The sequence below is a fragment of the Alistipes sp. An66 genome (genome assembly GCF_002161445.1).
Classification (GTDB): domain Bacteria; phylum Bacteroidota; class Bacteroidia; order Bacteroidales; family Rikenellaceae; genus Alistipes; species Alistipes cottocaccae.
Map to the genome: position 1 here is coordinate 98,881 of NZ_NFHT01000007.1, position 11,924 is coordinate 110,804.

Below are 11,924 nucleotides of genomic sequence, written 5' to 3' on the forward strand. Positions count from 1 at the left end.
ATGCCCCGGGAATCACGACCGCCCGTCAGAAGAGTTTCTTCTTCGAAGTCGTGACGACGAAATCCTTCAAATAGAAGGGTTCGAAATAGGCGATATCCTCCGTGCGCCCCTCGTCGAGGGCCTGCTGGGCCAGCCGGGCCAGTCCGCGGGCCGAAGGCGTCACCTCGACGAACGTCGCACCCGCGAGCAGGTCGGCACACTTCCGGGCGCCGCTTCCGAAGATCACGAACGGTTCACCCGCCTGACGATAAGCGGCAAAACTCTCCTCCGAAACCACCTCGGCGGAGACATCGGTCAGCGGTGTGCCCTGGGAGTCGAACACCTGGGCATAGACCTCCATGCGGCGGGCGTCGACCATCGGACAGAGCCGGGCGTGCTGCCAGTCATCGACGGCGAGAATCCCCGCCTCGTAGTCCTCGCGGGCCACTTCGACCAGCGCATCGAGCGATCCGACGGCCAGCAGGGGTTTCTGCAACCCGTAGCAGAGACCTTTGGCAAACGACACGCCGATGCGCAGCCCGGTGTAGGAACCGGGCCCCTTGCCGACGGCCACGGCATCCAGATCGTCGGGAGCGATGCCCGTTTCGCGCAGCAGTTCGTCGACGAAGACGCCGACCTTGCGGGCGTGGTCGCGCCCCTCGTCGCTCTCGCGCAGCGACAGCAGCTCGCCGTCGCGGGCAATTCCCACGGAACAGACGTCCGTGCCGGTTTCAATACAGAGAATCAATGACATATCTTACTACATTTACTTAATTTTCCATTTTCGGATCCGCGTTCTCGCTCCTTCTCTCTCCCTTTCTCTCCCTTTCTCTCCTTTTCTCTCCCCTCCCACCTCCGGCCCGGTGTCAGATCACCCCGAAGTGTTCCAACGCCCGGCGGATGCCGTCGTCGTCGACCGTTGCCGTCACCCAGTCGGCGGCCCGCAGCGCCTCGTCGCACGCCCCGCCCATGGCCACGCCGATCCCGGCGGCCCGCAGCATCGGGACGTCGTTTCCGCCGTCGCCGAAGGCCATCGTCTCCGCGGCGCCGAGGCCGAAACGTTCCGCAAACTCCGCCATGCCGGTCGCCTTGTCGATGCCGCGGAGGTTGACGTCCGTGAAGATCGGGCACCAGCGCGTGGCCACCATCGAGGGCAGCCGGGCCATGACCCGTTTTTCGAGCTCCGGATCGACATAGAAGCACATCTGGCAGCAGTCGCCGCGGTCGAACAGGCGCCGCAGGTCGACCACCTCGGGAACCGGATGGGCCACCAGGCGGGCGACCTCCTCGACGACGGGCGTCACGCGGTTGACGAAGATGCCGTCGTTGAGTTCCAGCCCGACCGGAAAATCCATCTCCGCGGAGAGGGCCATCGCCTGCTCGAACTCCGCACGCGGAATCAGGTGCCGGGCCACGACCTCGCCGTCGCGCATCAGGCAATCGGCGCCATTGAGGGCCACGACCCCGTCGTAGGGGATCTCTTCCAATCCGGCGAGGTCACCGACGGCGCGTCCCGTAGCGATGAAGAGCCGCACGCCGCGGCCGTGGGCCCGGCGCAGGGCATCGAGTGCCGACGCCGGCACCTCGTGGGTCCGGAAGCTGATGAGCGTTCCGTCGACATCGAGGAACAGGGCGCGGATCATCGGCGGAAGTTTTTCATCGCCTGGTCCATTTCGCGGCGGGCATCGTTCTCTTTGAGGTACTCGCGCTTGTCGTAGGACTTGCGGCCGCGGGCCAGTCCGACGACGACCTTCGCCAGGCCGCGGTCGTTGAGGAACAGGCGCAATCCGACGATCGTCAGGCCCCGGTCCTGCGAGGCGCGGCGGAGTTTGTCCAGCTCGCGGGCCGTGAGCAGCAGTTTGCGGTCGCGGCGCGGGACGTGGTTGTTGCAGGTACCCCAGGCATATTCGGCGATGTTGATGCCGCGGATCCACAGTTCGCCCTTGTCGAAGTAGCAGAACGAATCCACCATCGAGGCCTTGCCCGCACGGATCGACTTGATCTCCGTTCCGACGAGTACGATGCCCGCAACGAACTCTTCGAGAATCTCATAGTCGAACGTCGCGCGCTTGTTCCGGATATTTATCTTCTTTTGTTCACTCATATACGCAAAAACGGCATACAAATTGCGAAAACCATTCGCGGGGGTGGGAATCGGTCAAGGTAACTTATTCTTTTATCTTCGATATGTTTTACACATCTTTCTGTTTATTTTCTGTTTGCACACGGTACGCGCAGTGATGCGTGTACGACCCGAGACCCGCCCCCTTTTTCATAGAATCAGACGTTGGAGTTTACGCGCGATGGCCACCTTCACGCGGTTGTAGTTGTTGAGCCGCTGGACGATGTCGGACTCCTCCTCTTCGGAGAGCGCCTCGCCGGCGAGCCGCTCCTGCAACTCGCGGATCAGCGACTCGATGACCTTCGACTTGTAGAGCGTGACGGCCTTCGGGACGCCCACGGCCAGCATTTCGGCCTCGCTCTCGACGTGCACCTCCTTGCGTTTCCAGAGTTCGCTGGCGACGTAGTTGTCGTCCGACGTGAGGATGTCGACCGACCGGTTGCAGACCTCGGGATCGATGTGGTTGAGGAAGACGTAGGCCGGGACCTCGACGCCGGTTCCGAGCTGCTCCCACTGTTCGCGGTAGGCGGCCATGATCTTGGCATAGACCGGATTGCGGAAGACGATCTGATCGTCGCTCAACTCCGCGAAGATCACCTCGGCGACATTGCACGCCACCATCGCGACGCCCTCCTTGAAGTCGAACGAACAGTGTCCGTATTTGAGGAGATACTTGACGATTTCGCGTTCCAGCGCCTCGAAGCTGCTGCCGGCCTCGACCTTCGGGGCATACTCCGCCTCGGGACGTGCGGGCGCCTCGCTCTCCCGCTGCCGTGCCGCGGCCTGACGGCGCAGGAAGTCGTCCGTTTCGCGGTCTCCGGAGGAGGTAAGGCGCTTGCGCGCAACCTCGGCGATGAGAATCTGCTCGTCGATGTCCATGATCCGCGCACACTCCTTGATGTAGACCGACCGCTGGATCGGATCGGGGATCTGCGCGATGGACTGCACCATGTCGCCGATCAGCGCGGCCTTGCGGATCGGGTCGCCCTGGGCATCCTTCAACAGCAGCCGGGCCTTGAAATCGAGGAAGTCGCGTTCGTTGTCGCGGATGTAGTCCCGAACCTCGGCGGCGGAGTGGCTGCGGGCGAACGAATCGGGATCCTCGGGTTCGGGCAGCAGCACCACGCGGACGTTCATCCCCTCTTTGAGGATCATGTCGATACCGCGCAGCGAGGCGTGGATGCCGGCCGAGTCGCCGTCGTAGATGACGGTGATGTTCTTCGTGAAGCGCCCCAGCAGCCGGATCTGCTCCGTGGTGAGCGACGTTCCGGAGGAGGCGACAACATTCTCGATCCCGGCCTGGTGCATGGAGATCACGTCGAGGTACCCCTCGACCAGGATGGCGAAATCCTGCTGCTGGATGGCCCGCTTGGCGAAATAGAGCCCGTAGAGCTCGCGTTTCTTGCTGTAAATCTCGCTCTCGGGGGAGTTCTGGTACTTGGCGACCTGCTTGTCGGTGCGGAGCGTGCGGCCTCCGAAAGCGACGATGCGGCCCGAGATGTTGTGCACGGGGAAGATCACGCGGTCGCGGAAGCGGTCGTAGAGCCCGCCGTTGCGGTCGCTCACCAGCGAGAGACCCGTCGAGAGGAGGAACTCCTGCTTGTAGCCGGCCGTAAGGGCGTCCTGCGTCATGCGGTCGCCCTTCGAGGGGCAGAATCCGAGTCCGAACTTCCGGATCGTGGCCTCGGTGAGCCCGCGTTTCTGACGGAAATAGGAGAGCCCGACGTTGATTCCCTCGCTGTCGCGGTGGAGGAAATTGGCAAAATACTCCGCAGCCCAGCCGTTGAGGGCGAACATCGACTCGCGGTCGTCGTTGCGGCGGAGCTCTTCGTCGGAGAGGGCCTCCTCGCGGACCTCGATGCCGTAGCGCTTGGCGACGATTTTGAGGGCCTCGGGGTAGCTCACGGCCTCCTGTTCCATGACGAAGGTGACGGCATTGCCGCCCTTCCCGCATCCGAAGCACTTGTAGAGGCCCTTCGAGGGGGAAACGACGAACGACGGGGTCTTTTCGTTGTGGAACGGACAGCAGGCGACATAGTTCACGCCCTTGCGTTTGAGCGTGACGTAGTCGCCGACGATATCGACGATATTGGCGGCGGCGTAGATGCGGTCTACTGTTTCGCGGTCGATCATAGCTCACAAAGGTACGAATAATCGGCCGAAAGCGTAGCGATTGCGGATTAAAAATATCCATCACCCGCCACAATATGCCCTCAGCCTGTCATGGAGTAACGATCGCATTGATTTTGTCTTTCTTGGAGACGATGTTCAAAGTTCCTGATTTCCACCATATCGAATGCCGATATTCGATATAGTATTTCATGCCGCTCATACGGTCCTCAACGGTATAGTATGAACTCAACCCATTTCGATAATTCTTCTCAATCGGGCCCAACACGATTTCCGCATCCCGGTATTGGTCCATAAGTCCATTCAAAATCGAAAGATATTGATTTTCCGATTTTTTCGGGAAATACTCCTCGATCTTGAACAACCGGATATACTCCATTCGTTTCCAGTAGGTTTCGCAATGAGTCTGCTGATCGATACGCATGAGCAGGTTTCCCAATATGCGGGTATCGATATCATAATGATCGCACAAAGAGCCGATGGCACTTTTATATCGAATGATGTCTTCTATTTCAGAGACATGCTCCCGAGGTTCAAACCTGTCGCAGGCGACACACGCCAACAAGCCGACAACGGACATGACAATTCTCCGCCAATTCATAAAGCCTGACTCAAGAAGATCATTTTACCCTTTCTCTCAAACAGAGCACCATAGGCCCTGATCCGGGCCGACACTTGATTCGCCGGAAGAGGCCGTCCATCCTTTCTCCGATACAAATTCCGACGGTTGATCTCATCGGCAAGTTCGCGGGACGTTTTTGCACCTTCCCGCAAAACAACGGCAATAGCCTCATGCAATGTCAACATGACAAAATCTTTTTGAATGCGTACTGCCGACTCCGCGCAGTATCCATCATAAAAAGAAAGTGTGGAGTCGTTCGTTTATCTGGCAATAGGCATTTGGCGTGGCCCGAATACAAATAAACAATACCCCACACCGAATAGTGCCCATCGAACGACAGGCTTCTATACACGGTGATGAGTGTCTGTATTGCTCTCCCTGTATTCGTAAAATCGCCAAATTTTATTGCCAAGGATCAGCGAAACACTTTCACTAAACTCAAAATGTCACTACCCCACGGATAGTGAGACAAAGGTAGAAAATTGTTTTCAATATGCAAGGCCGCATAGCGGAGTAAATCCCGAGACCAAGCAATAAAGCCCCCGCCGAGGCGGGGGTTTGGGGGTGGGTCAGATTTATAGACGACGCCGAAGGCGGCGGGTAACTACAGCGGAGCGCAGAAAAGCGGTATGAAATTGAAAACTGTTTCATTTTATCCGTATCTTTGCGTCATGGACTTCAAACTCGTATCGGACTACGCCCCGATGGGCGACCAGCCGGAGGCGATCGCGCAGCTTGTCGGCTCGATCCGCCACGGCTCGAAGCACAACGTGCTGTTAGGCGTCACGGGCTCGGGCAAGACCTTCACGGTGGCGAACGTCATCGCGCAGCTGAACCGCCCGACGCTCGTGTTGAGCCACAACAAGACCCTCGCGGCGCAGCTCTACGGCGAATTCCGGAACTTCTTCCCGGAGAATGCCGTCGAGTACTTCGTCTCCTACTACGACTACTATCAGCCGGAGGCCTACCTCCCGTCGACGGACACCTATATCGAAAAGGACCTCTCGATCAACGCCGAGATCGAAAAGATGCGTCTGCAAACCGTGGCAACGCTCCTCTCGGGGCGGCGCGACGTGGTGGTCGTGTCGAGCGTCTCGTGCCTCTACGGTGCGGGCAACCCGGCGGATTTCCACGCCACGGCGATCCGCATCGAGGTGGGGCAGGTTGTCAGCTACAAGCACTTCCTCTACAAGTTGGTCGAGGCGCTCTACACCCGCACGGAGCGCGAGCTGGAACCGGCGACGTTCCGCGTCAACGGCGACACGGTGGACATCATGGCGGCCTTCGGCGAGTTCGGGAACCAGTGCTTCCGGGTGATGTTCTTCGACAACGAGATCGAGGCCATCCAGTCGATCGACCCCGTGACGGGCCAGCGCATCCAGACGCTCGACTCGCTGACGCTCTACCCGACGAACCTCTTCGTGACAACCAAGGAGCGCATCAACACGGCCGTGCAGCAGATCTACCTCGACCTGGGCAGGCAGATCGAGTTCTTCGAGCAGTCGGGGCGCATGGTCGAGGCGCAGCGGATCAAGCAGCGCGTGGAGTACGACCTGGAAATGATCAAGGAGCTGGGCTACTGCCCGGGGATCGAGAACTACTCGCGCTACTTCGACGGACGCGCCGCCGGAACGCGGCCCTTCTGCCTGCTGGACTACTTCCCGAAGGACTACCTGCTGGTCGTGGACGAGAGCCACGTGACGCTGCCGCAGGTCCACGCGATGTTCGGCGGCGACCGCGCCCGGAAGGAGAACCTCGTGGAGTACGGCTTCCGGCTCCCGGCGGCGAAGGACAACCGTCCGCTGACCTTCGCGGAGTTCGAGCAGTTGCAGGGGACGTCGATCTACGTGAGCGCGACGCCGGCCGACTGGGAGCTGATGAAGAGCGAAGGGGTTGTCGCCGAGCAGCTGATCCGCCCGACGGGGCTGGTGGACCCGCCGTTGGAGGTGCGGGTGACGCTGAACCAGATCGACGACCTGATCGAGGAGATCGACAAACGGGTGAAGAACGACGACAAGGTGCTCGTGACGACCATCACCAAACGGATGGCCGAGGAGCTCTCGAAATACTTCGACCGCGTGGGGGTGCGCAACCGCTACATCCACTCGGACGTCGACACGCTGGAACGGATCCAGATCCTGGAGGACCTCCGCAACGGGCTGTTCGACGTGCTGGTGGGCGTGAACCTGCTGCGCGAGGGGCTGGACCTCCCGGAGGTGGCGCTGGTGGCGATTCTGGACGCCGACAAGGAGGGCTTCCTGCGCAACGTGCGGTCGCTGACGCAGATCGCCGGACGTGCGGCCCGCCACTCGCAGGGCAACGTGATCCTCTACGCCGACACCTGCACCGAGTCGATGCGCTACGCCATCGAGCAGAGCAACCGCCGCCGCGAGAAACAGGTGCGTTTCAACATGGAGCACGGGATGCTGCCGCGGCGGGCGCAGAAGAGCGGTTCGGGTCCGAGCGCCCTGCTGGCGGGACGCGAAACGGCGGAGGGTTCCGTCCCGGTCGCCTACCCCATCACGGAGAATCACTACGCCACGGCCGCCGACGTGCAGAAGGGCTATACGGCCGGCACACCGGCCGCAGGTCTGGGCGAGAATCTCGACGAGCTGATCGACCGGGCCCGCGCAGACATGGAACGGGCGGCCAAGTCGCTGGACTTCCTGGCGGCGGCGAAATTCCGCGACCGGATGTACGAGTTGCAGAAGCTGCGCGAAGAGAACCGGCGATAGCCATCCGTCCCGGCCCCCAGTCCCCGGCTCCGGACCCGTCCCCGGCCCGACCGTCCTACTCCCTGGCGGCGTGTCGGAAGGTGAAGTACTTGGCGGCGAGGAAGCTGTACGCCGTCACGACGAGCGTGGTGATGACCTTCGCGGGCGTAGGCCAGATGCCGCACACCTCGACGAAGAATTTCAGTCCGGCATAGGTCAGCAGGACGGACCCGCCGATCGACAGCAGGTAGCGGAATAGCTGCGTCCCGGTGCCGACGGGCGACTGGCGGAAGGCCACATGGCGGTTGAGCCAGAATCCCACGAAAAAGGTGAACGGGAAGACGAGGATCATCGCCGCGATGTGGGGCGACACGACCACGAACCCGAGATCGAAGAAACGGTATCCGATCAGACAGTTGTAGCAGAGGGCATAACAGAGGGGGTCGAAGAGCAGATAGGTGAATCCTCCGCATGCGGCATAGCGGAAGACCTGCCGGGGCAACAATGCCGCGACAGGCCGCACGTAAAAGAGGTCGATCAGCCGGATTATCGTCTCCGAAAGGCGCATCAGCGGGCGGTATGGGTCCACATGCCGGGGAATCGGTCGGCGTGCGCACGGATAAAGAGCCGGCACGCCTCCGGATCATCGGATTCGAAGGGCGAGACCATGTATTTCGCGCCGAAACGGTAGATGCCGCAGGCGATGGCGACATCCTTCGACGCCGCATCACGGGCCGCACGTTCGGCATTCTCCACCGTACTGAAAACGCCCAGAACCACATAATGGCGCCCGGAGACCATCCGCGAAGGCTCGAAGGAGGCGCCGTTGCGGACTGCGGGCCGGGTATGGGAAGCCGTTCCCGTCGTTTCGCCGGATTCGGACGATTTGCCGGACCCGGAGGTTTCGGAGGGGTTCACGTTCCGATCCGTTGCGGAAGGCTCCGCAACCGGGATCTCCCCGTCCGGGATTCCTGCCACGGAATCGGTCCCGCCCCGAAGGAGCGGACTCTCCGCAGCCACCGCCCCGGACTCCGGGGCCACGCCCCGCACCCGGTCTTCAAACCACCAGTAGGCCGTGCCGCCCAGCACGCAGACGATGGCCACAATACCGATCCACAGCACGGCATCGAAGCGCTTCGGCGCCCGAACCCGTACCGGCGCATGCCCCTGGGGATTGAGTCTTTGGTCGAACGCCTCGTCCAGTTTGAAATCTTTGAACCGCAACGTCCCGACGCCCTCCACGGTCAGTGTTCCGTCGGTCTGCGCGGCAGCCGTCCAGCGGTCGTAGACCTGTTGCGCCTCGGGAAGCGGGTTTTCCGGCTGTACGCCGTTCACCCGCAGGACGCGGGCGATCTCCTCGACCAGCGACGGGCCGCGCTGCTGCGAGGTGAAGAGCACCGTCCGGCAGGGCGGCACGACATGGCGCCGGTCGATCCGCCGGGCGCCCCGACGTTCGACATACAGCGAGCCGACCCCGGGCAGGAAAACCGCCCCGCCCCCGGCCAGCAGATTGCCGACGAGTTTGCCGACCTGCCCGGTCATCGGATTGGCATTCATTTTCTTCTCTTTTTATGGAACGATTTCGGTGCGGAGCCTGCTGCGGGCTGTTTTTTCGGAACGTCCGTCGCTGCGGCATGACGGGCCGGAGCCGCCGCCACCTCCGGATTCTTCATGCCGCGCCAGATCATGTATGCACCCAGCAGGATGAAGGGGATACTCAACCATTGTCCCATGTCGAGCGCCCAGCCGATCTCGAAGGCCTCCTGCTCGGTCTTGATGAATTCGATGAAGAAGCGCGTGAGGAAGACGCCGATCAGGCCGATTCCGAACAACACGCCCGGATGACGGCGGGCCGTATCCTTGCGGTAATAGAGCCAGCAGAGGAGGGCGAAGGTTGCCACATAGCAGATCGCCTCATAGATCTGCGTGGGATGCACGGCGGCCGGAGCATATTCGGCGACCCACTTGTGCGAGCGGACAAACTCGAAGCCCCACGGCAGCGACGTGGCGCGCCCGAAGATTTCGGAGTTGAAGAGGTTGCCCATGCGGACGATAGCGCCGCCGATACCCACGGGGATCATGATGCGGTCGAGCGACCAGACGTAGGGCAGTTTGTTCTTGCGGGAGAACAGCCAGAGGCCGATCAGCAGGCCGATGGCGGCGCCGTGGCTGGCCATGCCGCCGTCACGGAATCCGGTGATGATGGTCCAGGGCTGCGAGAGATACTCCACGGGATCGTAGAAGAGGCAGTGGCCGAGACGCGCTCCGAGGATCGTGGCGATGGTTCCGTAGACGAAGATCGACTCGGAGACCTTCGAGGGGAGCCCTTCGCGTTTGCAGAAGTTGTCGAAGAACCACGCGCCGATGAGGATGGCCAGCGCCCACATCAATCCGTAATAACGGATTTCGAACGACCCGATGCTGAACAGCACGGGATCGAAATTCCAGACGATCGAAAGCGGTTGTATCAAAAATGGTATCTGCATCATTCATTCAAGTTTTTATCCGGCCGTCGGCCGTATCTCCACACCGGGCAGCGGGATCGAATCCATCCGCCGGTCCGTTTCGGACCTGTCGCGGCCCCGGATCACTCTTTCGCGGCTCCGGGTCTCTCTTTCGCAGCCCCGGGGAAGTTTTTGCGCATCCCTCCGGCCGCTGAATCCGGCCCGGCCCGAGTGCTTCTTATTTCATCTCCTGGGGAGTGGCTTTTTTCAGCGTGAACGAGAAGGTGCTGCCCACGCCGGGTTCGCTGCGCACGGTGATGCGTTCGCCGTGCGCCTCGACGATGTGCTTGACGATGGCCAGTCCGAGCCCCGTCCCGCCCTGCTCGCGCGAACGTCCCTTGTCCGTGCGGTAGAAGCGCTCGAAGACGCGCGGCAGATCCTCCTTGCCGATACCGAGGCCGTTGTCCTCGACCTCGATGAGGATCTTGTCCAGCATGTCGCGGAAGCGGATCCGCGTGGAACCGCCCTCCTTGCCGTAGCGGATCGAGTTGATGATCAGGTTGACGAAGACCTGACCGATGTAGTGTTTGTCGGCCACGACCCAGAAGGTCGAGGGGAGGTTGTCGGCCCCCTTGACCGAGATCTTGATCCCCTTCTTGTCGGCTTCGATCTCGGCCTGTTCGGCGATCTCCTTGGCCAGAGCCACGACGTCGAACTTCTCCATGTCGAGTTTGTTCATGCTGCTTTCGAGCTTCGAGATGGTGTCGAGGTCGTTGACGATGTTGATCAGGCGGTCGATGCTCTTTTCGGCGCGTTCGAGGTACTTGCGGTTGATGAGTTCGTCCTCCAGTCCGCCGTCGAGCAGCGTCGAGATATAGCCCTGGATGTTGAAGATCGGGGTTTTCAGTTCATGGGCCACATTCCCGAGGTACTGCTTGCGGAACTGCTCGGCCTCTTTCAGGCGTGCGATCTCGCGATCGTTCGTATCGGCCCAGGCGGTCAGCTCCTCACCGATGTTCTCGACCTTCTTATCTTTGAGTTCGGTGAGGATCTCCTTCGTGTGGACGTCGCGCGAGAGGACGATCGAATAGATCGGTTTGAGTTTGTAGGAGACATACTTGCGGATGAGGAACAGCGCCACGAAAGTCACGATCGAGAAGGTGCAGAGCACGATGATGACCGCGGCAATCCAACAGACCGGATATCCGTGTATGTGGAGTCCGACGAAGAGTCCGGCAACGATGGCGGCCGCCAGCAAACCGATCCAGGCCGAGGTCGCCTCCTTGGTTTTAATGCGTACCATGTTTCTTCGGTTATTTCATGTAGTTTTGCATCAGTCGGGCGATGTACTTGCCGATGATGTCGAATTCGAGATTCACGACCGTCCCGACATCGATGCGGCAGAAGTTGGTGTGTTCGAAGGTGTAGGGGATGATGGCCACGCGGAACGAGTCGGGCGTGGGGTCGCAGACCGTGAGGCTGACGCCGTTGACGGCCACGGAACCCTTCTCCACGGTGCAGAGGCCGCCGCCGCGGGGTTCGTAGCGGAAGGTGAAGTACCAACTGCCGTCGGCGTCCTCGCGGGCGGTGCAGACGGCGGTCTGGTCGACATGTCCCTGGACGATGTGTCCGTCGAGCAGGGCGTCGGGTTTCATCGAGCGTTCGAGGTTGACCAGGTCGCCCACGCGCAGCAGTCCGAGGTTGCTGCGGTCGAGGGTCTCCTTCATGGCCGTGACGGTATAGGTGTCCCCGGCGATGTCCACCACCGTCAAACAAACGCCGTTATGAGCTATGCTCTGATCGATTTTGAGCTCGCGGGCGAACGCCGCCCGGAGCGTAAAATCCTTGTTCTGCCGGTCCGTCCGGATCGCCACGACCTCGGCCGTACACTCCACGATGCCTGAAAACATACG

Annotated in this window: 12 protein-coding genes; 1 reads left to right on the forward strand and 11 read right to left on the reverse strand. The window is 61.0% G+C overall.

Going from position 1 to position 11,924, the window contains the following annotated elements; genetic code table 11:
* Positions 1 to 25: 25 nt before the first annotated feature.
* From tsaB to B5G16_RS06665, 6 genes are all read right to left on the reverse strand, one after another.
* A complete protein-coding gene (gene tsaB / locus B5G16_RS06640; protein ID WP_087262478.1) occupies positions 26 to 733 on the reverse strand; it encodes a tRNA (adenosine(37)-N6)-threonylcarbamoyltransferase complex dimerization subunit type 1 TsaB in 708 nt (235 codons plus the stop codon).
* A 112-nt stretch (positions 734 to 845) separates the two neighbouring features.
* Complete coding sequence (locus tag B5G16_RS06645) at positions 846 to 1,622, reverse strand: HAD hydrolase family protein (RefSeq protein WP_087262480.1); 777 nt, start codon at positions 1,620 to 1,622, stop codon at positions 846 to 848.
* Positions 1,619 to 2,083, reverse strand: coding sequence for an SsrA-binding protein SmpB (gene smpB / locus B5G16_RS06650; protein ID WP_087262482.1), 465 nt, complete (start codon positions 2,081 to 2,083; stop codon positions 1,619 to 1,621). Before smpB ends, B5G16_RS06645 begins: the two co-directional genes overlap by 4 nt.
* 168 nt (positions 2,084 to 2,251) lie before the next feature.
* Positions 2,252 to 4,234, reverse strand: a complete 1,983-nt coding sequence (gene dnaG / locus B5G16_RS06655; RefSeq protein ID WP_087262484.1) for a DNA primase — start codon at positions 4,232 to 4,234, stop codon at positions 2,252 to 2,254.
* A gap of 88 nt (positions 4,235 to 4,322) precedes the next feature.
* Entirely contained in the window at positions 4,323 to 4,811 is a 489-nt protein-coding gene (locus B5G16_RS06660; RefSeq protein ID WP_143260845.1) for a hypothetical protein, read from the reverse strand.
* A gap of 17 nt (positions 4,812 to 4,828) precedes the next feature.
* Positions 4,829 to 5,038: a hypothetical protein gene (locus tag B5G16_RS06665; RefSeq protein WP_087262489.1), complete on the reverse strand. Its 210-nt coding sequence runs from the start codon at positions 5,036 to 5,038 to the stop codon at positions 4,829 to 4,831.
* A 486-nt stretch (positions 5,039 to 5,524) separates the two neighbouring features.
* Here B5G16_RS06665 and uvrB point away from each other — a divergent pair, with 486 nt between their 5' ends.
* Positions 5,525 to 7,588: an excinuclease ABC subunit UvrB gene (gene uvrB, locus B5G16_RS06670; protein ID WP_087262491.1), complete on the forward strand. Its 2,064-nt coding sequence runs from the start codon at positions 5,525 to 5,527 to the stop codon at positions 7,586 to 7,588.
* Positions 7,589 to 7,643: 55 nt separating this feature from the next.
* On the opposite strand, the gene B5G16_RS06675 is transcribed toward uvrB, so the two are convergent.
* The 5 genes from B5G16_RS06675 to B5G16_RS06695 form a co-directional block, all read right to left on the reverse strand.
* Positions 7,644 to 8,135: a GtrA family protein gene (locus B5G16_RS06675; RefSeq protein WP_087262493.1), complete on the reverse strand. Its 492-nt coding sequence runs from the start codon at positions 8,133 to 8,135 to the stop codon at positions 7,644 to 7,646.
* Complete coding sequence (locus B5G16_RS06680) at positions 8,135 to 9,124, reverse strand: hypothetical protein (RefSeq protein WP_087262495.1); 990 nt, start codon at positions 9,122 to 9,124, stop codon at positions 8,135 to 8,137. Before B5G16_RS06680 ends, B5G16_RS06675 begins: the two co-directional genes overlap by 1 nt.
* Entirely contained in the window at positions 9,121 to 10,038 is a 918-nt protein-coding gene (lgt, locus tag B5G16_RS06685) for a prolipoprotein diacylglyceryl transferase (protein ID WP_087262497.1), read from the reverse strand. Before lgt ends, B5G16_RS06680 begins: the two co-directional genes overlap by 4 nt.
* 211 nt (positions 10,039 to 10,249) lie before the next feature.
* The gene (locus tag B5G16_RS06690; RefSeq protein WP_087262499.1) at positions 10,250 to 11,314 is read right to left on the reverse strand and encodes a sensor histidine kinase; all 1,065 of its coding nucleotides are present in this window, start codon (positions 11,312 to 11,314) and stop codon (positions 10,250 to 10,252) included.
* A gap of 10 nt (positions 11,315 to 11,324) precedes the next feature.
* Positions 11,325 to 11,921 (reverse strand): riboflavin synthase, encoded by a 597-nt coding sequence (locus tag B5G16_RS06695; RefSeq protein WP_087262501.1) that lies wholly within the window; start codon positions 11,919 to 11,921, stop codon positions 11,325 to 11,327.
* Positions 11,922 to 11,924 lie beyond the last annotated feature (3 nt).